The organism is Roseibium sp., assembly GCF_965276855.1.
Taxonomy (GTDB): domain Bacteria; phylum Pseudomonadota; class Alphaproteobacteria; order Rhizobiales; family Stappiaceae; genus Roseibium.
This window is the reverse complement of sequence record NZ_OZ255700.1, coordinates 1,115,018-1,136,669: the sequence shown is the minus strand read 5'-3', so window position 1 is coordinate 1,136,669 and position 21,652 is coordinate 1,115,018. Positions and strand designations below refer to the sequence as shown.

The following is a 21,652-nucleotide window of genomic DNA, read 5'->3' as shown; positions in this document are numbered from 1 at the left end:
CACCTTGGATCAATCCAGGCGTTTCTTGAACCGGACGGCAGCGGCGACCATGCCTAAGACAAAGAAAGCACTCATCCAGATGACGTCGCGGTGAACATCCATCAGCGTTGCGTCCCGGAGCACGAAGCCCCGGATCATGCGCATGAAATGTGTCGCAGGCAGCGCTTCGGCAATGTACTGCGCCGCAACAGGCATGCCTTCGTAAGGGAACATGAAACCGGACAGAAGGATGGACGGTAGAAGTACGAAGACGGTCATCTGCATGGCTTGAAGCTGGGTCTGGGCGATCGTGGAAAACACCAGGCCGAGCGACAAGCTTGCCCCAATGAACAAAAGCGTCCCGACAAACAGGTCGATCATGTTGCCATCCAGCGGCACGTTGAACAGGACGTGCCCCAGACTGAGAATGATGGCCGTTTGCACAAGGCCGATGAAAATGTACGGGATGATCTTCCCGACCATCAATTCAATCGGCCGGATCGGCGTGTTGATCAGCATCTCCATGTTGCCGCGTTCCCGTTCGCGCACAATCGCAGCGGAGGTGAACATGATCATAGTCATCGTGAGGATGGTGCCGACCAGACCCGGAACAATATTGACCGCGGTGCGCTGTTCGGGATTGTAGAAGAGCGTGACTTCAAAGGTCGGCGTCGACCGGTTGGGTGCCTGCCGGTAGATCTCCGAAAGCGGCATGTTTCGAAGGCTCTTGATCGAGCTCGCGATCATCGTATCCGAGCCATCGACAATCCATTGAGCAACCGGGCGGCTGGTTTCCTGATCTGTCGAGGGTGGTGTGCCAAGACCCACAGCTGGAGACCTTGCCAGTCTCTGAGTGAGGTCGTCGGGTAGAATGAAGGCGGCGCGGACGCGGGCAGAGCGGATCGCTTCTTCGGCTTCTTCTGGTGTGGTCAGCCGCTCGGTCACCGTTACGACCCGGGTTGCCTCGACCATTTGAACGAGAATGCGGCTGATGCCGGTCTGGCTCTGGTCGACCACCGCGATCGGGATGTCGCGGACATTGGTGTTGATGGCGTAGCCGAACAGGATCAGCTGAATGAGCGGGATCATGACGACCATGCCAAAGGTCATCCGATCCCGGCGCAACTGTGCCAGTTCCTTGGAAAAGACGGCGAGAATGCGCGATATCGATCTCATTGGCGCCCCTCGCCGGTTGCGGTGACAAAGACGTCTTCCAGATTGGGCCGGACCTGTTCGACAATTGTCGCGCTTGCTGTTTGCGGGTTGGCCTTCAAGAAGCCCTCCGGGTCGGGGATGCTGTCTTTGACGAGCACCCGCAAGCGCGCTCCAAGCTGCGCAGCTGTCACGATGCCTTCTGTGCCCAGAAGATGCCGCCGGATGTCCCGCAGGTTCGGTGCTTCGATCTCCACGACATTGGCACCCATGGCGGACATCAGTGCACCTGGTGTGCCGTCAAGCCGTTTTTGACCGGCTTCCATGATCGCAATCTTGTGGCAGCGCTCGGCTTCATCCATGAAGTGGGTTGTCACAACAATGGATGTGCCCTCATCGACAAGGTCGAAGAGCTGCTCCCAGAAATGCCGCCGGGATTCCGGGTCCACTGCCGAGGTCGGTTCATCCAGAAACAGCAGTTGCGGGCCGTGCAACACGGCCGCCGCTAAGGCAAGGCGCTGACGCTGGCCGCCACTCATCTTGCCCGCGAACCGGTCACTGAGCTGCGTCAGTTCATAGCGGTCCATGACCTCCGCGATGCGTTCCTTGCGCTGGGCTCGGGTGAGGCCGTAAACGGTTCCCATGAAACTGAGGTTTTCCAGCACCGTGAGATCGCCATAAAGCGAAAAGGCCTGGGTCATGTAGCCAATCTTGTATTTCAACGCTTCTGCGTCCTTGGGCACGGACAGGCCCAGAACCTCGACGCTTCCCTCTGTCGGTGTCAGCAGGCCGGTCAGCATGCGGATGGCGGTTGTCTTGCCGCATCCATTGGGGCCGAGAAACCCATAGATCATGCCACGCTCAATGGTTAGGTCGAGGCCGTCCACCGCCCGGAAGCCCTTGAAGCTTTTCACCAGTCCTTCGGCTTGGATCACGATGTCGGACATGGGCGCGGTCACGGCAGGACAGCTTGTGCCGGAACGCCGTTCGGCAGGTTGGAAGCGCTGTCGGGCAACTGGATTTCAGCGACATACATCAGCCGTGCCCGGTCAGACTGGTTGAGCGCATAGTAGGGTGTGAAGGACGGCTCTGAACTGATCCAGCGCACTTGGCCGTCGATTGGATCGTCGAGGCCATCAACGCGAATGGAGAGTGTGTCGCCTTCGTTGATCTTCACCCGGTGGGGTTCGGGGACATAGACACGGGCATAAGGGGCATCGCCGGCCAGCATCACGGCAACCGGGCTGCCGACAGTAACGCGTTCTCCAAGGTTCCAGGGCAGGCTGTCCAGAACGCCGTCCCGGGAAGCAACAATTGTCAGGTCACTCAAGATCTTTTGCTGTGTTGCAAGACTGGCCTCGGCCGCTGCGAGTTCCGCGCGGGCCATTTCCAGGTCCTCCGGACGGGTCCCGGTGACCAGCTCAAGAAGTTGCTGCTCGGCGCTGTTCAGGCTCGCATCTGCCGCATCCCGGCTTGCCCGAGCACTGTCGAGCTGAGCCTGGCTGGTGGTGCCGCGTGTTGTGAGATCCTGGTAGCGCTCGAAGTTGTTTTCAGCCTCCACCAGTTCAGCCTTGGCCCCAGCCACAGCGGCTTCGGCCTTCGCGATCTCTTCCTGCCTTGCCCCGTTCTCAAGCTTTTCAAGATTAGCGCGCGACTTTTCGACTTCAGCGGCGGCCTGATTGACGACGGCTTGTTGCTGTGTCGCATCCAAACGAGCGAGCACCGTGCCTTTGCTGACCGGTGAGCCTTGCGGGACGGGAAGCTCGACCAGAACTTCCGCGGCCGTCGCAGTCAGTGCCACACGGTCGCGCTCCAGGGTGCCGAGGGCAACACTGCCGTCATCCTGATTGCAGGCAGACAGGGAGACGGCGAGCGCGCCGGCGATCAGAAGCCGTGTCAGGGAGAGGGGCATGAAATTCTCCAGCGGGATCAGGACGATGCCTGTAAGTCAGCTTGTTTTCCTGAAAGCTTATCCCGCCTGACCAACAACCTCCATGAGCAGGATCAAAAAAAAGCCGGGCACATGGCCCGGCGTTCAGTCAGCTGTCAATCAGGGAGCTAGCTGGCGCGTCGGAAGACGTTGTACCAGCGTTTCTTCGGAGCGCTGATTGCCCGCTCCAGAACTTCTGCCGCGTAAAGGGAGGCGTTTTCCCGGGCCTTTTCAACGCCCGAGACCATCTTCGGATCAAGGTTTGCAAGGCCGCCGCCAAACTCGAAGAGATCGCGGAAGGCTGCGCGCTCGACGATCGGGGTCATCAGAACATCGATGTTTTGCGCCGAGAGAAAGTCTTGCACCGCCTTCATGGCCCTTGTCGTTACGGCCGCGTTGGAGCGTGTCAGCACGACGCAGTGCTTGATGTCCTGACGGACAATTTTCTCCAGCTTTTTGATCAGGGTCAGAATTTTTGCACCGCCCCGGGCATCCATGGAGGATCCCTGGATCGGGATCACCACCAAATCGGACACCGAAAGGGCGTTTGCAACGATCAGGTTCTCCGTGCCTTCAAGATCGACGATCACATAATCGGATGTCTCAGAGGCTTGGGTGATTTGTTCCGTGATGGAAGCAGGGGAAATCTGGCTGACCACGGAAATCCCTTTGCAGGTCCGGGGCAGTTCATGCCATTTCGAAATCCATTTCTGCGGATCTGCATCGAAGATGGTGACACGCTTTCCGCGGGCGGCAACTTCTGTTGCCAACAGCAAGGCGGCTGTTGTTTTGCCGGCGCCGCCCTTTGCATTCGCGAAGGAAATGACTGGCATGAGAGTTCTCCTGAACATGCCGCCATGGATGGGGATGGCGGTCTTTTTCCTGCCTAAAGCTTCGCCAGTCTTGAAATTTTATGGTTACCAATTCCTTAAATTCGCAAAATGCGAGGAGGTTATTCAGCGCCTTGGGCTGATTGTGGATAAGTCTCTGAAATTCCTAGGCACAATTTCGGAGGGTATTGGCCTTCGGTTGCGCGCGAGTGTCTTAGGACCGTGTGCGTTGCTGCAGGATCACGAGTGCGCATTGATGGGGATTACTGCAGATTAATGGCAGCGGATATGAGTGAATTGACCTTGGGTGCATTGAAAGCCGGAGCGTGCCTGCGTAGGTTTTACCGGTATCGGCTCATGATTTGGCCCAGCGAAGGACACAGCATGCTGAACAGTTTTCTGAAAGCCCTTCAGGCACGGTTCGCCAAACTGCCGGTGATGGTGCTAGCCGCTGTTTTTTGCGGGGTGTCGATCAACGCACATGCTGAACCCTTAAAACCGTACAAAGACCGCTTGTTCCGCTACAAGAAGGTCACCGAAACGCTTTACGACGGTGATTTCATCGTTGTGGAGTACATCAAGCAACGCGATCTGCACGGCCGGGATCAGATCCCCGAGCGCCAGGTTTATGGCAACTACGTTTCTTACAAACCGAAACGCGGCCGCGGCAGCGGCGAACTCAAGGCAAACGGCCGGACCATCTCCTACATGGGGACGGGCAAGTGGAAGGGCGGGGCCAAGACGATCGTCATCTATATTCATGGTCAGGGCGGAAACCGCTTTCAGGGCATGAACGATGTGTCCTTTGGTGGCAACTTCAACCGGATCCAGAACCTGATGGTCCGCAACGGCGGTGCATATCTCACGGTTGATGTCACTCACTTCGACAAGCGGGGCACAGCGGATGTCGCGGCGCTCATCCAGCAGCAAAAACAGCTTTCTCCCGGCGCCAAGGTTGTCGTGGCGTGCGGATCGATGGGCGGCATCATCTGCTGGAACCTTGTAAAAAACGGGAACTATGCGCGCCTCGTAAACGGGATCATGCTGCTCGGCTCACCAAAGGATCCGAACATTTTCTCAGCCGGGGTGCTGTCTAGAAATATTCCGATCTATATGGGGCAAGGCACGCTGGACCGGGTCTATAACTGGGAAACCCAGGCGCAGTTTTTCAAGCAGATCAAATCAAAGGCGCCAAACTATCCGATCAAGTTCACGCTGTTTGACACCGGCACCCACGGGACGCCAATCCGGATGACCGATTGGCGCTTGGTGCTGAACTGGATGCTTGGCTAGGGGCCTCACAAACCGCGTCACGCCCGCTTCTCCCCCACCTTGAAGGGGACTGTATCGGTGCGGTCGAGTTTCCGGTCGAGCAACAAATTGTCGATCGTGTTCACGCAGTCTTTTGCAAGTGCCGACAGCTGGTTGGCAGCTGCAGCGGAGCACGTCTTCTGTGCGCCAAGGCTACTTCCGCAATGCCATTTCGCCTGGTTCATCAGGTTCTCACACTGGGTGAGCAGCAAGGCGTAGTGATCGCTTCCAGCAAACAGTTTCGCGCCGTCGCGGTTGAGCCAGGGCCAATAGTTCGCCGCCATATCCTCCACATTAAGGGTACAGGTCGGTCGCTCCTTGGCGTCTTTTTGACCGCTCAGCACCTTGATCCAGTTCCGGAGTTCGACCTGAAGGTAAAGCAGTCTAACGCGCCGTTTGGACAGGTGCTGCAACAGGCTCCAGTCGGGATCCGGTGAGAAGGTCTCCGTCCAGTCGAGAAAGGTGCCGTAGGGCAGGGGACGGGCAATGGAGTACCCTTGGAGGATCGTTGTGCCCAGACTGATCAACAGGTTCTGGTGTGCTTTTGTTTCCACGCCTTCGGCAATCACCTCTCTGTTGAGAGCGCCCGCAAGGCCGAGAACCGCGTCCACAATCGCAAGGTCATCGAGGGTATCGATTGCAGCCCGCACGAAGGTCTGGTCGATCTTCACGTGATCTGCCGGGAGATGGCGCAGGTGCGTGAGCGTGGAATACCCGGTGCCGAAGTCGTCGATTGAGAAACTGACACCAAGTTCCTGGCACTGTTTGATCGCAAGTGCGACCGAGGCGTTTCCGACGGCTGTCGCGTTTTCCAGCACTTCGATATCGAGCAGAGATGGCGCGATCGAGTCGTATTTTGCCAGGAGACCCTTTAGCGTGTCGTAGAGCCAGTTCGACGTGAGGTTCCGGGGGTCGATATTGACGCTGATCGGCACTTCCAGCCCAGCCTTGCGCCACGCAGACGCGGTCTCAAAGGCGGTCTCCAGCGCCCATGTGTCCAGTTTCAGGGACAGGCCGATGTTTTCCGTAGCGTCCAGGAAACTGCCCGGATACCGGATACCCACCTCCGGATGCTGCCAGCGGACGAGGGCTTCGGCACTGTGGATTCGCCCGCTGACCACATCGACCTTTGGCTGGTAGTGGAACACCAGCTCATTATTGTCGATCGCATTGGAGAGTGCGTTGATCCTGTTATTGAAGGCGGTGATCTCAATCTCGGTTTTCGGATTGAACAGCGTATAGCGGTTCTTGCCTTCCAGCTTGGACTGATACATCGCTGAATCGCTTTGGCGCAAAAGCTGGTCCGGTGTGGTGTCGCTGTCTGCGGAAAAGGCTGCGACGCCAACGCTCGTCGAAATGGCCACCGATTTGTCACCGAGATCAATCGGTTTGCTGGTCTCCGCCAGCACCCGTTCGGCGAGGGTTCTGTAAGCGTCCGGGCTTTCGTAGTCGGACACCACGGCAATGAACTCATCACCGCCGAGCCGCGCGACAGTATCGGTTGACCGGAACTGCGAGAGGAGCCGCCTGGAAACCGTGGTCAGCAGCTCATCTCCGAGCTCATGGCCGTAACGGTCGTTGATTTCCTTGAAGCCATCCAGATCGAAGAAAAAGACGGCGCCCCAGCGATTGTCGCGTTTGACGCGTTCAATCGCTTCACTCAGGCGTTCGCGCAACAACACCCTGTTGGGCAGCTCTGTCAGTGGGTCATAATGGGCAATGCGCTCCAACTCGTACTGATGGTTCTTGAGATCCGTGATGTCGGAAAAGATGGAGATGTAATTCGTAAGTGTACCGCTTTCGTCCTTGATCGCCGCAACTGACACCCGCTGCGCGTATCGCTCACCGTCGGGACGGACATTCCAGAGCTCTCCCGCCCATTCCCCGGTCTCTGCGAGCGCCCGTGACATCTGCCGCAGGATCTCGGAGCGATCCTGATCCGAGGCGATCTTCATTGGATTTTGGCCAATGATTGCGTCAAGATTTTCGCCTGATATGCGCGCGACAGCCGGGTTGGCCTGGATGACGATGCCATCTGCATCCGTCACCAGAATGCCCTCATTGGCATGGCGGAAGACCATGTCGGCAAGCATCAGGTCCTGATTGGCTTTGCGCAGGTTTTTGCGGGAATCGTGCAAACGGACCGCGTAGAAACCGACGAGGCCGAGCGCCACCGTAATTGCGATCAAGAAGCCGAAGAGCCAATGGGTCTGGGCTTCATAGGTGACTGCAAGTTTTTCGCGCTGCTCGCGGACTTCTTCTTCGAGACGGGTCTGGTAGTGCCAAAGCTTGTCCTGCCGGCTGCGCTCTCCCGTAATATCGCGAATATTGGAGTGCAGCAGGACCTGTCCACCAAAGTCGAGCGGATAGGAGCGAACCTCTACGGTCCGGATGGATCCGTCTGCGAGTTTGTGGCGGAAGATGAAGTAGTTCCGGTGCTCTTCCTTTGCGAGCCGGCGTTCTTCTGCAACCTGCTCCGCGGTCAGCTGGTTGATCTGCTGGATCCGCATGGTTGAGAGCGCACCGCTGCCATATCCGTAAAAATCATGCGCGAACGTGTTTGCAAACGCGATCCTGCCGGTCTGCGGCTCAATGATGAGAACAACATGCGGCAGCGCATTGTAATAGACTTCCAGGGGCGGTGTCAGATGGCTTTCAGCGGAGACAGCGGGTTTTGCTGGCGCAGTCCAAGCGAAGAGCATTGCAAACAGGCAAATTGCAGCAGCCCTTAAGTCCCTGTTTCTGCTCTGCATTCCCTCGTCGCTTTTCACAAATATCAAAAGTTGCAAATTGAGCCGTTGAGGATAATTCTGATTGTTTTCAAAACGATTGACGAGAAAGATTCAAAACACGCAGACGCGCGATAAACTCTGTTTACTTTTCATGCGGTTGTCGCGGCTGTTTGTGCCGCAGATGATCAACAAGGTGGTCGAACACGATCCGGATCCGCCGGCTGGTATGCAGTTCTCTGTGGGTGACCAGCCAAACCGGGAAGTAGACTTCCGTCAAATCATCAAACGCTGGAACGAGTTCCGGGCAGCAGGCGGCAATTTCGTCTGCCATGATGCCGAGCCCAAGGCCGCGGCGGACATATTCCCAGGCAACGGCGCCGCTGGGGGAACTCAGTTTTATGTTCGCTTCCGTCACCGGCAGGCCCATCGCCCGCAGATGGCCGACCAGTTGCGGATTGTCGTCAAAGCCGATGAAGTCGTGAGCACCGGCATCTTTCATCGACTGGCCGTTGCCAAACCGGCTTAGGTACGATCTTGCACCATAAACCTTGGCGGAGGCATCGTAGAGCTTGCGAGCATAAAGATCCGGATGGTCCGGTTCGACGTGGCGTATGGCAATGTCGGCTTCGCGGCGGCGCAAATCGCTCAAGGAATTGGTGCATCGGATACGGATCTCGATCCCGGGAGCTTTTGTCCTCAGATCTCTCAGGATTTCCGGCAACAGATAGATCCCGAGTACGTCCGTCGTGGAGATGGTGACCATCCCCTCGATCTGCTGGGATTGTCCGGAAGCGGACAGAGAGACCCGGCTTGCTGCCTCCCCCATCGCCCGGACATGTTCAGCAAGTTCAACACCGGCTTCGGTGAGAACGAGCGATTTGGAGACCCGCTCAAACAGTGTGACGCCCAAGGTCTCCTCAAGCGCGGCCACCTGCCGACTGAGGGTCGGTTGGGTCAGGTTGAGAGCGCGGGCCGCCGCAGACAGAGAGCCTTCCTCTGCCGTTACCAAAAAAGCGCGGGCCTGGTTCCAGTCGAAAGTGATGCTCTGCCAGTTCATGCAAATATGTATATCAACTCCCCGGATTTAGGCAATTTGTATTCATTTATCTTGGGTGTAGAGAAGCTGCAAAGGAGACGGGGCCATGAAACTTTTTTGGCTGACCGGACCGCTTCTGACTGTGGTCCTCTCGATACTGGAATTTTTCGCATCACCGACCGGCGGCCGAGACATCGGCCGAGCGATCTTGCGGCATGTCGGCCTGCGCGGTGGCAATGGAAAAACAAAATGAGTCTTGATTTCAACGATGTGAAGATCCCGGTGTTCGAACGCTGGTTCGGCTCCTGGCAGGTCTCTGTCAACCGGCGCGGCTTTGCCGCTTCTGAACTCAGCGCCGCGTATGATGCCGAAGCAGGGCTTTGGGAAGAAAAGATTGCACGGCTCGGGTTTCCCGGAGGCTACAGACGGCTTGTGCGTGCGGTTCTTCCAGCGCTTTCTGACGGAGCCGGGCAGCAATTGGACGTCCTGGATTGCGGGATCGGAACAGGTACTCTGTCCTTGGCATTTGCCGCGGAAGTCAGCCAACCCTATGCCTTATCGGCAGTTGATATCTCGCCCTGCATGTTGTCCGAAGCCTGCGGCAATCTTCGGGACAACGGTGTGAGCGTTGAGGCTTCTGTCTCAGATATTCGCGACATGCCGCACCCCGGAAACAGATTTGATTTGGTCATGTGCGCGCACGTGATCGAACACCTGCCGGACCCAAAAGCTGCCTTGCAAGAGATCCAGCGGGTTTTGAAGCCGGGCGGACACCTGTTGCTGGTTGCCACGCGTAAATCCTGGATCGGTGCGTATATCCAACTGAAATGGCGGACGCACCGGTTGAGCCAGGACAAAATCGCCGGATGGCTGGAAGACAGCGGCTTGGAAGTGCTTGAGGTGCCGGAAACCGGCCAGGGCCGCTGGATGCAGTCCTGGAGCACAGCGTTTCTCGCCCGCAAGATCATCAATTGACGGAGCAGAGGAATTGCCCGCCGGCACGCTCTGTTTTCCTGACCCAATGAACTGGATAGACTGACCATGACAACCACATGGACCAACGACATGACGCCCTCCAGCACCTTCTGGGACAAAGTCGCCCGCAAGTACGCCAAGAGCAAGATCGCAGATGAAGCGGCCTATCAGAAAACCTTGCAACGGGTGACGGAGCACCTTGGCCCAAACGACAATGTGCTTGAACTTGGCGCCGGCACGGGTTCCACGGCATTGCTTTTGGCCGGCAGCGTGAAAAGCTATCTGTCGACCGATTTTGCGCCCGGTATGATGGAAATCGCGGAGGAAAAACTGGCAGCGGCGAAATCTGAGGGAAATGCGCCCGAAGGCTTGTCGTTCCTCGCTGCGGACGGGTTCGACCCACGCTTGACCACTGCTGCCGGCGATAAGGGGTTTGATGCCGTCTTAGCGTTCAACTTCCTTCATCTGGTGGAAGGACCTGAAGCGCTTCTTGATCGTGTCAACGGGCTTTTAAAACCCGGTGGGCTTTTCATCTCAAAGACGGTCTGCCTGAAATCAAAAGCCTGGCTGTTTGGCCCGATGATCAAGGTGATGCAGCTCTTCGGCAAGGCGCCGTATGTCTCAATGCTCTCAACGGATATGGTCAACGACCTGATGACGAGAGCCGGATTCGAGATCATCGAAACCGGTCTCTACCCGGCACCGCGCAGCCACTTTGTGGTCGCCCGGAAGGTTTGATGTTACCGGAGATACGTTGCAGTTACTCCCGATATACTATCAAGGAATTTCCAGTTCGGGTCTAAATGCTCGCGCAGACTTCATGGCAAGTCCTCTGGGCAGAAAGTGTCCTGCTTCTGTCTCGACCTCTAACCGGACTCGTCTACCGGATGACGCAAGTGCATCTCGCATTTTTTCAGCTTGCGCAATTGGGGCCCGGTCATCTTGTCTGCCGTGGACCAACAAAACGTCGCTGCAAGAGTCTTGAACGAAATTAACGCCGGATCTTTCGTATAATGCTGCCGCATTGGTTCCGGCCTCGTAGTAGACGTTGGATAGAATGTTTTTAGTCAGTACTTCATCACCGCCCGGCGCATTCTCTTCGACCCATTTAACCCATGCGTTCATGTCGTAAATTCCGGACTGCAAGACGATAAGTGTAGGGCTGGCGAGAAAGCTCCCGAACGCACAAGCTGTGGCGATTGCCCCTCGGCTAACACCCCAAACGATGGTTTGATCCGGGTCCGCGCCATTTTCCAGAAGGTATGAATAGGCCGTGGTGATTGCGTTTTGTGTGCGAGGACCACAATAGTCTGGAGGGCCGGTGCTAGCTCCATATCCGGGCTGCGATACAGCTGAGGCGATCCAACCATTTCCCGCAAGGTGATCAGCCGTTTGTCCTGACATGGCGGCATGAGCGCCAACCCTCGCGCCTCCTTGGTGTCCATGGACCAATAACAAACACCCTTTGATCGGTTGATCGGGAATAGTCGAAATCAATTCGACCAATTCGCTGCCAGAGACAAGGTGATTGGTTTCAACGCGGGTCAATGCAAGTCAATCTACTAAGAGTGGAAAGATGTAAAAACTATTCTATTGATTGTATATTGGCAACGCATTGTGATGATAAGCATTATTGCAGAGTTGCAGCCTCCCGCACCAGATCGGCGATTTCGGTCAGTTGACTTGCGAGCGGGCTGGATTTGCGCCAAACCATCCCGAGGGTGCGGGCCGGTTCTGGCGGCTCAAAACGGCTGACCGCGACGTCGGCCGACCGCGTTTCGACCGGAACTGCCATTTCCGGAATGAAGGTAACGCCCATACCGGCATTGACCATCTGCACAAGTGTCGAAAGAGAACTGGCGTCGAGCACTTCCCGCGGACGTCCAGCCTGGATGTCGCAAAACGAGAGGGCCTGGTCGCGAAAGCAGTGGCCTTCTTCCAACAGCAAAAGCCGCATTTCCTTGAGGCTGTCCGCGCAAGGCACCGGAAGGTTGGCCTCACTGCCCGGCCGGACAAGCACGAAATTCTCTTCAAACAGCGGCGTTTCTGCAAGCCCCGGTTCTGACACGGGCAGGGCCAGAATGGCCGTATCAAGCCGGCCATCATTCAGTTCCTGAACAAGCTTTGGTGTCACGGTCTCACGCACATGTATATCCAAACCCGGATAGCGCGCCGTCAGGCGGCTGACGACCTGTGGCAACAAGTATGGAGCGACCGTTGGAATGACGCCAATCCGCAACCTGCCTTCCAACGTTTCCTTGGAGGCGCGGGCGAGATCTCCGAGCTCGTCCGCTGAGCGCAGGATCGCTCTTGCCCGTTCCACCGCCTCCTCACCAAATCCGGTGAGAGACACCTGGCGGGCCGAACGTTCAAACAACGGCGCGCCCAAAACCTCCTCCAATTCCTTGATCTGCATGGACAGCGCTGGCTGGGAAATGGCGCAGTCTTCGGCCGCCCGGCCGAAGTGGCCGTGGCGGGCGAGGGCTTCAAAATAGCGGAGCTGTTTGAGGGTGATGTTTATCATCAGAAAAACTTATCATCATTATTAGAAAATACAACTTCTCCTGATTGGGGTGCCTTGCTAGTTTAGAACCGTTCTGACATGGACCTCAAAAAAATTGGGCGACTTTGCAATCAGACAGCTGGAATTTCGATGCGTGACCGCCAATTTAGGTCATGCAGATATTTTGATGGCAGATGCCACAGGGAGATACTCATGGACGCAAAAGTGGACAATGGCGGCGGTTGCCCGGTCATGCACGGCAGCTTGACCGAGACCGGCAAGACCGTCACGGATTGGTGGCCGAAGACCCTTAACCTGGACATCCTTCATCAACACGATACCAAGTCCAACCCGCTGGGCGAAGACTATGACTATCAGGAAGAGTTGAAGAGCCTCGACTTCGGCGCGCTGAAAGAAGACATGAAGGCGCTCTTGGTCGACAGTCAGGACTGGTGGCCGGCCGACTTTGGCCACTACGGCGGTCTGATGATCCGCCTTGCGTGGCACTCTGCCGGGTCCTACCGGATTGCTGATGGCCGCGGTGGTGGTGCTGGCGGCAACATCCGCTTTGCGCCTTTGAACTCCTGGCCGGACAACGGCAACCTCGACAAGGCGCGCCGCCTTCTTTGGCCGCTGAAGAAAAAATACGGCAACAAGATTTCCTGGGCGGACTTGATCCTCTTTGCCGGGACCGTGGCGTATGAATCCATGGGCCTGAAAACCTACGGCTTCTCCTTCGGCCGGGAAGACATCTGGCATCCGGAAAAAGACGTTTACTGGGGTGCCGAAAAAGAGTGGCTCGCACCAAGCGAAGAGCGCTACGACAACCTGGATGATCCGTCCACGCTGGAAAACCCGCTGGCCGCGGTGCACATGGGCCTCATCTACGTCAATCCGGAAGGCGTCAACGGCCAGCCGGACCCGCTGAAAACCGCAGCGCAGGTCCGCGAGACCTTTGGCCGGATGGCGATGAACGACGAAGAAACCGCAGCGTTGACAGCAGGCGGTCATACCGTCGGCAAAGCGCACGGCAACGGCGACGCTGAAGCGCTTGGTCCGGAGCCGGAGGGCGCGGAAGTCGGCGAACAGGGTCTCGGCTGGATCAACCCGAACATGAAGGGTGTGGCTTCTCAAGCGGTGACCTCTGGAATTGAAGGCGCCTGGACTACCAACCCGACCGTCTTCGACATGGGCTATTTCGAGCTTCTCTTCGGCTACGAATGGGAACTCACCAAGAGCCCGGCAGGCGCCAACCAATGGCAGCCGGTCGATATCAAGGAAGAGCACATGCCGGTCGACGCGTCGGATCCGTCCGTGCGCCGCATGCCGATGATGACGGATGCCGACATGGCCATGAAGATGGACCCGGCCTACCGGGCCATCTGTGAAAAGTTCATGGCCGATCCGGACTACTTCAAGGAAACCTTCGCACGCGCCTGGTTCAAGCTGACCCACCGCGACATGGGCCCGAATGTCCGCTACATCGGCCCGGATGCACCGGAAGAAGAGCTGATCTGGCAGGACCCGGTTCCGTTCGGCCCGTTCAACTACGACATTGGTGGTTTGAAAGCTGCGATCGCTGCAACGGATTTGAGCGTTTCCGAACTGGTTGCAACAGCCTGGGACAGCGCCCGTACGTTCCGTCAGTCTGACCTGCGCGGCGGGGCCAACGGTGCGCGCATCCGCCTTGCTCCGCAAAAGGATTGGGAAGGCAACGAGCCGGCCCGCCTTGCAAAGGTTCTGGGTGTTCTGGAACCGCTGGCCGAGAAGTTTGGTGCCTCTGTTGCAGACACCATCGTTCTGGGCGGCAACGTCGGTATCGAGAAGGCTGCCAAGGCTGCCGGGTTCGACATCGAAGTGCCGTTCGAGCCGGGCCGCGGCGATGCCATTGACGAGATGACCGACGCGGATTCGTTTGAACCGCTCGAGCCGATCCATGATGGGTTCCGCAACTGGGTCAAAGAGAACTATGCAGTTGCTACGGAAGAACTGTTGCTTGACCGCGCCCAGCTGCTGGGTCTCACTGGACCGGAAATGACGGTTCTGGTCGGCGGCATGCGTGCGCTCGGCACCAACTATGGTGGAGCCAAGCATGGCGTCTTCACCGACCGGGAAGGCGCTCTGACGACAGACTTCTTCGTCAACCTGACCGACATGGGCAACAGCTGGATCCATACCGGTGATGGCCAGTACGACATCCGCGACCGCAAAACCGGAACCACCAAGTGGACCGCATCCCGTGTGGATCTGGTCTTCGGCTCCAACTCCATCCTGCGGGCCTACGCTGAAGTCTACGCCCAGGACGACAGCCACGAGAAGTTCGTCTTCGACTTCGTGGAAGCCTGGAACAAGGTCATGAACGCCGACCGGTTTGAGCTGTCTTAAGCCAATCGTCTGACTGAAACGAATGTGAGCGCCCCGGACCCAGTCTGGGGCGTTCTGTTTTTTGATGGGCAAGCCACCCCATCCGCACTAACCCTGATCCAAGGCGAATTTCATAGTTTCGTCACACCCTCTATGTTGCACTGCGATAAAGTGGTGTAGGTTACGCATTGCGACGCGTGATCTGCCGTGTCTGTCCGGTAAAAGTCCGGGGCAGGCCCTTTTTCAGGAGCCGTGCATTCATGTTCGATTTAACTGGTCAAAAAGCCCTCGTCGTCGGGGTCGCGAATGATCAATCCATTGCATACGGCTGCGCCAAGGCCTTCAAGGCACAGGGTGCGGATTTGGCTATCACCTATTTGAATGAAAAGGCGGAGCCGTTTGTCCGCCCGCTAGCTGAAGAGCTGGGCGCTGACATCATCATGCCGCTGGATGTGCGCAGCGAAGACCAGCAGGACGCCCTGTTCGATGAGATTTCCGAAAAGTGGGGCCAGCTCGATACGATCCTGCATTCCATTGCCTTTTCAAAAAAGGAAGATTTGCATGGCCGGGTGATTGACTGCTCTGCGGACGGGTTTGGTCTGGCGATGGATATCTCCGTTCACTCGTTTCTGCGCTTGATCCGCCGGGCAGAGCCTTTGATGCCTCATGGCGGGACGTGCATGACAGTATCTTTCATGGGGGCTCAGAAAGTCGTCGACAATTACGGCGTCATGGGCCCGGTCAAGGCTGCGTTGGAAGCCGCAGTCAGGTATGCGGCATCGGAACTCGGACCCAAAGGTATCTCCGTGCACGCGCTTTCGCCCGGCCCCTTGAAAACACGGGCAGCGTCTGGAATTGCCGAGTTTGACGAACTCTTGGACGACGCTGCCAAGCGTGCGCCGACCCATCATCTTGCGACCATCGAGGATACCGGGGCTTATGCCGCGTTCCTTGCAAGCCGCGAAGCGTTTAATGTAACCGGCGGTGTTCATCCCATCGACGGCGGTTACAGTATTATCGGATAGGAGGTTCTCATGAAGGACATTTTTGATGCGTTTGAAAAGGGCCAGAACGAGTTTCTGAACTCCTTGAACGACGCCACGGCCTGGGGACCTTCCGAGCGGTTTACGGCACTGCAGGCGCAAGGAACCGAGCTCTCCAATCTTGCAGAGCTGATGGGGCGCGGCCTTTCCAAACACTTTGAGAAGATCACAGCGGATCACAAGGGCCGCTGGCAGCTGGGCCTCGCCGATATGGGCAAGGCGGTTGAAGATCTTACCGATGCACAGCGGGACGGGACGCTGTTTGATGCCTGGCAGTCCTATTGGAAGGATGCCGCGCAACGGGCCGTGCTGACCATGGACGTGTTGCGCCAGCGCGGTGACATCTTTTTGGAACACGAAGAAGCGGGATGCCCGCCAGTCCTGATCTACGATTATGACGTGGTCATGGATGGCGCCGATCTGCCGCGGCCGTGCTGTTATCAGCTCCTCCGGATCAAAGCGCCTGAAGATGGCGAACACCGCGAAATGAAACCCTGGAAGCGGCCTTATGTGATCATCGACCCCCGGGCCGGTCACGGGGCAGGCATTGGCGGTTTCAAGCCGGACAGTCAGGTCGGTGTTGCCCTGCGCGACGGCCATCCGGTCTATTTCATTGCCTTCAAACGCATGCCGGAAAAGGGCCAGACGCTGGCCGACGTGACCCATGCCGAAGCGGCCTTCGTCCGCCGCATCATGGAAGAACACCCGGACGCGCCGAACCCGATCATCACCGGCAACTGCCAGGGTGGCTGGGCCACCTTGCTGCTTGCCGCGACCAATCCGGATTTGACAGGGCCGATCGTCTTGAACGGAGCGCCGGTTTCAACCTGGGCCGGGCGGGTCGGTGAGAACCCGATGCGGTATAACGGTGGCATTCTGGGTGGCACCTACAATGCCATGTTCTACTCAGATCTGGGGCACGGTGTCTTCGACGGCGCCGACATCGTTCAGAATTTCGAGATGTTGAACCCGGCGCGAAACTACTTCGGCAAGTATTACGACCTCTATTCCAAGGTGGACACCGAACCGCACCGGTTCCTTGAATTCGAGCGCTGGTGGGGCGGTTATTTCCTCCTCAACGAAGCGGAAATGAAATGGATCGTCGAGCAGCTTTTCGTCGGCAACAAGCTGTCCAAAAACGAGGCCCAGCTGGAACCGGGCCGCAACATTGACATCAAGCAGATCCGCGCGCCGATCATCGCCTTTGCAAGCTTTGGCGACAACATCACCCCGCCGCAACAGGCTTTGAACTGGATCATCGACACCTACTCGGACGAGCGCGAGATTGCGATCCGGGGCCAGCGCATCATTTACATGGTGCATGACCAAGTGGGTCACCTTGGCATCTTCGTGTCCTCCAAGATCGCGAAAAAGGAACACACCGAGGTCACCTCGACACTCAAGACCATCGAAGCGCTCGCACCGGGTCTTTATGAAATGAAGATCGACGACTATGAGGGCGGCCTCATGGAGCGCGAATTCACAGTGTCCTTCCACGAACGCAAGATGGACGACCTGATGAAGATAGACGATGGCCGCGACGACGAAATTCCGTTTGCAGCAGTGGCCAGAGCCTCTGAACAGCAGGCTGAATTCTATGATGTGGCAGTGCGCCCGTTCGTCCAGGCAGGAGTGACCGAGCAAAGCGCCGAATTGCGCCGAAAAACCCATCCTTTGCGGGTTCAGCGCGCGATGATGTCGAGCCTCAATCCAATGTTTGGCGGTTTACCGGGTATGGCAGAACGGGTCAAAGAGGATCGGACGCCTGCGGACGCAAACAATCCTTTCTCTGAAATGGAACGTGTCAGTGCTGCCATGGTTGAGCAGTCCCTTGACCTCTTCCGGGATCTTCGGGACACCTGGTATGAAAACCTCTTCTATACGGTGTGGGGCTCGCCCTACATGCGCTGGTTCGGCCGGACCCATCAGCCGGGCCGGACATTGAAACGCAAGGAAGATTTGCGCAGCCTGCCGCCAGTGCAAGCCGCGCTCATGCACATCGAGGAAGGCGGGTTCTGCGAGGCGGTGATCCGGATGCTGATCCTTCTGGCCGACAGCCGCGGCAATGTCCGCCGCGACCGGCTCGAACGCTCCGCACGGGTTCTAACCCAGGACGAGCCGTTCAAGTCGCTGTCACCGGATGCGCGCAGCTTCATGCTGCAGGAACAAACGCTGATTGTTGAATTTGCCCGCGAGCAAGCGATCGAAAGCCTGCCGAAACTGCTGAAGACCAAGGAAGACCGCGAAATGGCCTCCAAGGTCGTTCGTTACATCCCGGGCGCCATCGACGAGATGACGCCGCACACCCTGGAGATGGTTCAGACTTTCCAAAGTGTGCTTGGTCTGCCGCCCGTCTCTGAAGACATCACCTCCGATCCGCTGGTCTCCAGTGAAGCAGGTGCGCCGGATGCAGACGGCGACTCACCGAAGGTGACGGAGAAGGTAGCGTCCGCAAGCCCCGCACCCCAAAAGGCCTCAGCGCCCAAACGGGCTGCGCGAAAGGCTCCGGCGAAACCCGCGGCTGCACGCAAACCTGCTCCCCGGAAGCCGCGTAGCACCGCCGGTAAAAAAGAGGAGCCAGCTGAATAGTCTGGCCTTCTTCTGGCACCAGTGCTTCAAAAGCATGCTGAGGGATCGGTTTCCTACCTGATCTCTCAGCTGCCCCTCAAATCCTTGTAGAACACGGTCGTGGCATCGAGATCTCCATGACTGCCATAGGCGTAGTCCGGAATGACACCGACTTTCTGATAGCCGCAGGTCGGGTAGAGGCGTTCTGCCCGATCGCCCGTGACCGTATCAAGCACGAGCAGCCAGCGCCCCAGCGAGAGCGCCAGACCGTCAATCGCGGCCATAAGGTTTCGGGCAATGCCTTTCCTCCGATGGTCCGGGTGCACCATGAGTTTTGCAACCTCTGCCCGGTGCGGGCCGTTGTCCTGCGGGGCAAGGCAGAGCATCACCACTCCGGCAATGCTGTTTTCTTCGCGCGCAATGATCATGTACGCCGCGCCACGTGCCATATCGTCAAGGCGAGAACGCCAAAACTGATCGGCTTTCTCTGAGCTTAGTGGAAGGATGAAGCCGATCCCGGCGCCATCTTCTACACAGCTTTTCAGAAGTGCGCCGAGGTCTGAGAGAACCGCATTCGCATCTTTTGCTGTGAGTAAATGAAGGGGCGCTTCCGGTATAAACTGCGGCATGGTTTGTTCTGATCTTTTGGGCGTGTCTTCTGTCATGGGGTAATCACCGTCAGGAGATAGCGTGCCGGCTCGGAGCCGGTCGCGTGATAGGCATTGGGGGAGTTCAGCCGGAAGCGGAGACAGTCGCCGGGGGCGAGGTTAAACCGTGTGTCCCCAAAGGTAACAGTGATCGCACCGGACAGAAGTACAATGTGGTGCTCAAGATCGGGAAGGGGCGGGGCCGCATAGGAAATGATGGCACCGGCTGGAAGCGTGCCCTCAATGACGCTGCCCCTGAAACCGGAGATCGCCGGAGACACACTGCGCCGCTGAAATCCGGTTTCCGGATCCCTCCAGACCGTTTGGTCGGTGTGTGCAAGCTTTGCATCATGTGCCGCTGCGCCGAAGCCGAAAAGATCAGCAACAGATACGCCAAACGCGGTCGCCAAGCGCCCAAGTGCGGCTGCTGTCGGACTGGTGTCGCTCCGCTCAATACGGGAAAGGGTTGCCCGGCTGATGCCGGATTTTTCCGCCAACTCATTCAGTGACAATCCCTTCGCCTTCCGCAGGCCAACTAGGCGTTGTGCGAGATCCTGATCGTTCATACCGCCTCCTCAATATCGAGAATATTCTCATATATGAGAAATTCGAAGGCGCCAAGAAAAAAGCCAAGGCACCGGCGGGGCGCATCGACTACAAGTGGCTTTTAAAACCGATTGAGGCAGTCGTATCAAATCCCGGACTTTGTTGTGCTGGGAGTTCCACGCATTGTTCTGCTCTTCGGAAGGCCTGATGTAATTGGGTAAAAGGACGTCACTTACCGCTGACGTTTGCGGGCCTGACATCATCTGGTGCGGCAGCATACAAGCAACCCGGGAAAAAATCTCAGCCTTCAAGTAACGGCAGGCAGCACGTCAGTCCCTATATTGCCCTGCACAGGCATCAGCTGTCCCTTTGGAACTATCGAATTTTGAAGAAAAAACGCCGGGTTATGAGCCCGGCGTGAAGTCTGTCTGTCAACAGGGCAAGCGGTACTTGTCCCTGAGCGCTTTTATAAGCCCGGGATCTTAAACCTAAGTAAAAATATCAATGTATAATTTACCTAGTTTTTAAACTGGATTTGAACGAATGACGATTAAATTCCTCTCCATCGACAAGACATGGAGATGGGAATGACCAATCTAATCAAACGTTTCGTGGAAGATGAAAGTGGTGCAACCGCAATCGAATATGGCCTGATCGCAGGGCTCATCAGTGTTGCCATCATTGCGATCTTGACAACGATGGGCGGCTCTCTGAGCGGCATCTTCAACACCATCAACACCGAGCTGGGTAAGGTTAAGGCGCCTGCTGGTGGTTAATAAATAGATAAAATAAGTATTTATCTAATCAAATAAAAATAACCCGCCAGAATTGGCGGGTTATTTTGGTCTTTGAGGATCTAATATACATATCTTTTGTCGATGGAGGGTCTAGTAAATACATCAGTCGTATGGCGATTGGGGGGCTGTAAGTGGTTTATCTGATCCCCTACCAACCACACCAAAAGCCATGCAAACTCCCGGCTGGTGTATGGGCGGCCAGTTGCTCCTTTTTTTATTTTTGAAGGAACGCGAGTCGCTTCGGCAGGGCGTGTCGCGAAGTGCGGTGCATCGGGCAAGCGGCACGCCGCGGCCGGTGTGCCGGATATCTTCACTCGATAATGAACTGAGTGAAATTCGGTCGCAAAAACCGGAAGGGGCGATTTGGCCCTCTGGCATCGTTGGTTCACCCTTGTGGTGGGACACACCACAGTGGGCGACCCGCATCATCATCGGAAAAATCGCCCCGGTTAAACGATCCAAATTGATCGGAAACTCCTCTAGAACATGTCTTCGGCTGTTGTCAGGCCAAGAACCATCCAGTCCTGCATCCCGCCGCGGTAGTAGAAGATCTTCGCGACCGGATATCCCTCTCGGGCCATGGCCTTGATGGCAACGGGGCTTTGTGGACAGGCCGGGCCATTGCAGAAGGCGATGACGTTTTCTGCCGCCGCGCACTCCCAAGCGCCTTGTTCGCCCTCGCAGCCGAGTTCATCAAGACGCATGGCGACTTCCGTATAAGGGATATGAATGCTGCCTGGGATCGTTGCTTGCGTGCGCCACTCCATTGTCCGCATATCAACGACCTTTGCGGTGCCGGACTTCAAGGCATCAATGACTTCAAGCTCGCCGACCGGTGTCACGCCCGGAAGCGGAACCATCGGTTGCAGGACGCCGCCAATAAGGGCCGCTTCCGTTTTGGAGCGGGTGATATCGACCGCGCCCTCGTCGGTTTGGATCGTGACGACTGTAACGTCGCCGGAAATCTTCAGATCACCGTCTGCGACTGCCGGGCCGCTAGCGGTCAGTGACAGCATCAAAAACGCAGCTGACAGAGATAGAAAACCCTTGCGCATAATATCCTCCCGTTTCCGTGTCAAAGGGACTTATTTTAACATATGCGCATTTTTGAATATTTTTCTTATGGGTGCAAGCACCAAAGAAAAACCGGGCATTTTTGGCAGACGGGCCAGGCCGCGGACCAATCCGATTAGTCCTCCGCCGTCGTCCCGGCCAAGCGTAGCGCGAGCCGGGATCGGG

General features: G+C 57.0%; 19 protein-coding genes. 8 read left to right on the top strand and 11 right to left on the bottom strand.

The annotated features are described in order from the left end of the window. Positions 1–9: 9 nt before the first annotated feature. The 4 genes from ACQY4Z_RS05245 to ACQY4Z_RS05230 all read right to left on the bottom strand — a co-directional run bounded on the left by ACQY4Z_RS05245 (position 10) and on the right by ACQY4Z_RS05230 (position 3,894). The gene (locus ACQY4Z_RS05245) at positions 10–1,155 is read right to left on the bottom strand and encodes an ABC transporter permease (RefSeq protein ID WP_428527310.1); all 1,146 of its coding nucleotides are present in this window, start codon (positions 1,153–1,155) and stop codon (positions 10–12) included. Further along, positions 1,152–2,078 (bottom strand): ABC transporter ATP-binding protein, encoded by a 927-nt coding sequence (locus ACQY4Z_RS05240; RefSeq protein WP_428527308.1) that lies wholly within the window; start codon positions 2,076–2,078, stop codon positions 1,152–1,154. Before ACQY4Z_RS05240 ends, ACQY4Z_RS05245 begins: the two co-directional genes overlap by 4 nt. 8 nt (positions 2,079–2,086) lie before the next feature. Further along, on the bottom strand, positions 2,087–3,043 hold the full coding sequence (locus tag ACQY4Z_RS05235; protein ID WP_428527306.1) for an HlyD family secretion protein: 957 nt from the start codon (positions 3,041–3,043) through the stop codon (positions 2,087–2,089). Between the two features lie 146 nt (positions 3,044–3,189). Beyond that, on the bottom strand, positions 3,190–3,894 hold the full coding sequence (locus tag ACQY4Z_RS05230; RefSeq protein WP_133952930.1) for a ParA family protein: 705 nt from the start codon (positions 3,892–3,894) through the stop codon (positions 3,190–3,192). Between the two features lie 381 nt (positions 3,895–4,275). Here ACQY4Z_RS05230 and ACQY4Z_RS05225 point away from each other — a divergent pair, with 381 nt between their 5' ends. Beyond that, positions 4,276–5,184 (top strand): alpha/beta hydrolase, encoded by a 909-nt coding sequence (locus tag ACQY4Z_RS05225; protein ID WP_428527304.1) that lies wholly within the window; start codon positions 4,276–4,278, stop codon positions 5,182–5,184. A gap of 17 nt (positions 5,185–5,201) precedes the next feature. Here ACQY4Z_RS05225 and ACQY4Z_RS05220 read toward each other — a convergent pair whose 3' ends face one another. Both ACQY4Z_RS05220 and ACQY4Z_RS05215 read right to left on the bottom strand, forming a co-directional pair. Beyond that, positions 5,202–7,955, bottom strand: a complete 2,754-nt coding sequence (locus tag ACQY4Z_RS05220; RefSeq protein WP_428527302.1) for an EAL domain-containing protein — start codon at positions 7,953–7,955, stop codon at positions 5,202–5,204. Positions 7,956–8,076: 121 nt separating this feature from the next. Beyond that, a complete protein-coding gene (locus ACQY4Z_RS05215; RefSeq protein WP_428527300.1) occupies positions 8,077–8,991 on the bottom strand; it encodes a LysR family transcriptional regulator in 915 nt (304 codons plus the stop codon). A gap of 85 nt (positions 8,992–9,076) precedes the next feature. Between ACQY4Z_RS05215 and ACQY4Z_RS05210 the strand changes: the two genes are divergently transcribed. From ACQY4Z_RS05210 to ACQY4Z_RS05200, 3 genes are all read left to right on the top strand, one after another. Continuing rightward, positions 9,077–9,223 (top strand): hypothetical protein, encoded by a 147-nt coding sequence (locus ACQY4Z_RS05210; protein ID WP_428527298.1) that lies wholly within the window; start codon positions 9,077–9,079, stop codon positions 9,221–9,223. Next, complete coding sequence (locus tag ACQY4Z_RS05205; RefSeq protein WP_428527296.1) at positions 9,220–9,945, top strand: methyltransferase domain-containing protein; 726 nt, start codon at positions 9,220–9,222, stop codon at positions 9,943–9,945. The genes ACQY4Z_RS05210 and ACQY4Z_RS05205 overlap by 4 nt, the downstream gene beginning before the upstream one ends. Before the next feature lie 66 nt (positions 9,946–10,011). Next, positions 10,012–10,683, top strand: a complete 672-nt coding sequence (locus ACQY4Z_RS05200) for a class I SAM-dependent methyltransferase (RefSeq protein ID WP_428527294.1) — start codon at positions 10,012–10,014, stop codon at positions 10,681–10,683. 39 nt (positions 10,684–10,722) lie between these two features. Here the strand turns inward: ACQY4Z_RS05200 and ACQY4Z_RS05195 are convergent, their stop codons facing one another. Together ACQY4Z_RS05195 and ACQY4Z_RS05190 are read right to left on the bottom strand one after the other, a co-directional pair. Then, a complete protein-coding gene (locus ACQY4Z_RS05195) occupies positions 10,723–11,493 on the bottom strand; it encodes an alpha/beta hydrolase family protein (RefSeq protein WP_428527292.1) in 771 nt (256 codons plus the stop codon). Positions 11,494–11,575: 82 nt separating this feature from the next. Beyond that, positions 11,576–12,469, bottom strand: a complete 894-nt coding sequence (locus tag ACQY4Z_RS05190) for a hydrogen peroxide-inducible genes activator (RefSeq protein WP_428527290.1) — start codon at positions 12,467–12,469, stop codon at positions 11,576–11,578. A gap of 192 nt (positions 12,470–12,661) precedes the next feature. On the opposite strand from ACQY4Z_RS05190, the gene katG reads away from it, so the two are divergent. The 3 genes from katG to ACQY4Z_RS05175 all read left to right on the top strand — a co-directional run bounded on the left by katG (position 12,662) and on the right by ACQY4Z_RS05175 (position 18,444). Next, on the top strand, positions 12,662–14,833 hold the full coding sequence (gene katG / locus ACQY4Z_RS05185; protein WP_428527288.1) for a catalase/peroxidase HPI: 2,172 nt from the start codon (positions 12,662–12,664) through the stop codon (positions 14,831–14,833). A gap of 239 nt (positions 14,834–15,072) precedes the next feature. After that, the gene (gene fabI / locus ACQY4Z_RS05180; RefSeq protein ID WP_428527286.1) at positions 15,073–15,837 is read left to right on the top strand and encodes an enoyl-ACP reductase FabI; all 765 of its coding nucleotides are present in this window, start codon (positions 15,073–15,075) and stop codon (positions 15,835–15,837) included. Positions 15,838–15,846: 9 nt separating this feature from the next. After that, positions 15,847–18,444, top strand: a complete 2,598-nt coding sequence (locus ACQY4Z_RS05175; protein ID WP_428527284.1) for a DUF3141 domain-containing protein — start codon at positions 15,847–15,849, stop codon at positions 18,442–18,444. A gap of 65 nt (positions 18,445–18,509) precedes the next feature. On the opposite strand, the gene ACQY4Z_RS05170 is transcribed toward ACQY4Z_RS05175, so the two are convergent. Both ACQY4Z_RS05170 and ACQY4Z_RS05165 read right to left on the bottom strand, forming a co-directional pair. Continuing rightward, on the bottom strand, positions 18,510–19,088 hold the full coding sequence (locus ACQY4Z_RS05170; protein ID WP_428527282.1) for an N-acetyltransferase family protein: 579 nt from the start codon (positions 19,086–19,088) through the stop codon (positions 18,510–18,512). Continuing rightward, entirely contained in the window at positions 19,085–19,636 is a 552-nt protein-coding gene (locus tag ACQY4Z_RS05165) for a helix-turn-helix domain-containing protein (protein WP_428527280.1), read from the bottom strand. The genes ACQY4Z_RS05170 and ACQY4Z_RS05165 overlap by 4 nt, the downstream gene beginning before the upstream one ends. 567 nt (positions 19,637–20,203) lie before the next feature. Between ACQY4Z_RS05165 and ACQY4Z_RS05160 the strand changes: the two genes are divergently transcribed. After that, positions 20,204–20,392 carry a Flp family type IVb pilin gene (locus ACQY4Z_RS05160; protein ID WP_428527278.1) on the top strand — a complete coding sequence of 63 codons (189 nt, stop codon included), beginning with the start codon at positions 20,204–20,206 and terminating at the stop codon, positions 20,390–20,392. 500 nt (positions 20,393–20,892) lie between these two features. Here the strand turns inward: ACQY4Z_RS05160 and ACQY4Z_RS05155 are convergent, their stop codons facing one another. Then, positions 20,893–21,468 (bottom strand): rhodanese-like domain-containing protein, encoded by a 576-nt coding sequence (locus ACQY4Z_RS05155; RefSeq protein WP_428527276.1) that lies wholly within the window; start codon positions 21,466–21,468, stop codon positions 20,893–20,895. Between the last annotated feature and the right edge of the window lie 184 nt (positions 21,469–21,652).

Coding starts and splice junctions, on each gene's coding strand:
- ACQY4Z_RS05245 (WP_428527310.1), bottom strand. CDS start 1,155: ATGAGATCGATATCGCGCATTCTCGCCGTCTTTTCCAAGGAACTGGCA.
- ACQY4Z_RS05240 (WP_428527308.1), bottom strand. CDS start 2,078: ATGTCCGACATCGTGATCCAAGCCGAAGGACTGGTGAAAAGCTTCAAG.
- ACQY4Z_RS05235 (WP_428527306.1), bottom strand. CDS start 3,043: ATGCCCCTCTCCCTGACACGGCTTCTGATCGCCGGCGCGCTCGCCGTC.
- ACQY4Z_RS05230 (WP_133952930.1), bottom strand. CDS start 3,894: ATGCCAGTCATTTCCTTCGCGAATGCAAAGGGCGGCGCCGGCAAAACA.
- ACQY4Z_RS05225 (WP_428527304.1), top strand. CDS start 4,276: ATGCTGAACAGTTTTCTGAAAGCCCTTCAGGCACGGTTCGCCAAACTG.
- ACQY4Z_RS05220 (WP_428527302.1), bottom strand. CDS start 7,955: ATGCAGAGCAGAAACAGGGACTTAAGGGCTGCTGCAATTTGCCTGTTT.
- ACQY4Z_RS05215 (WP_428527300.1), bottom strand. CDS start 8,991: ATGAACTGGCAGAGCATCACTTTCGACTGGAACCAGGCCCGCGCTTTT.
- ACQY4Z_RS05210 (WP_428527298.1), top strand. CDS start 9,077: ATGAAACTTTTTTGGCTGACCGGACCGCTTCTGACTGTGGTCCTCTCG.
- ACQY4Z_RS05205 (WP_428527296.1), top strand. CDS start 9,220: ATGAGTCTTGATTTCAACGATGTGAAGATCCCGGTGTTCGAACGCTGG.
- ACQY4Z_RS05200 (WP_428527294.1), top strand. CDS start 10,012: ATGACAACCACATGGACCAACGACATGACGCCCTCCAGCACCTTCTGG.
- ACQY4Z_RS05190 (WP_428527290.1), bottom strand. CDS start 12,469: ATGATAAACATCACCCTCAAACAGCTCCGCTATTTTGAAGCCCTCGCC.
- katG (WP_428527288.1), top strand. CDS start 12,662: ATGGACGCAAAAGTGGACAATGGCGGCGGTTGCCCGGTCATGCACGGC.
- fabI (WP_428527286.1), top strand. CDS start 15,073: ATGTTCGATTTAACTGGTCAAAAAGCCCTCGTCGTCGGGGTCGCGAAT.
- ACQY4Z_RS05175 (WP_428527284.1), top strand. CDS start 15,847: ATGAAGGACATTTTTGATGCGTTTGAAAAGGGCCAGAACGAGTTTCTG.
- ACQY4Z_RS05170 (WP_428527282.1), bottom strand. CDS start 19,088: ATGACAGAAGACACGCCCAAAAGATCAGAACAAACCATGCCGCAGTTT.
- ACQY4Z_RS05165 (WP_428527280.1), bottom strand. CDS start 19,636: ATGAACGATCAGGATCTCGCACAACGCCTAGTTGGCCTGCGGAAGGCG.
- ACQY4Z_RS05160 (WP_428527278.1), top strand. CDS start 20,204: ATGACCAATCTAATCAAACGTTTCGTGGAAGATGAAAGTGGTGCAACC.
- ACQY4Z_RS05155 (WP_428527276.1), bottom strand. CDS start 21,468: ATGCGCAAGGGTTTTCTATCTCTGTCAGCTGCGTTTTTGATGCTGTCA.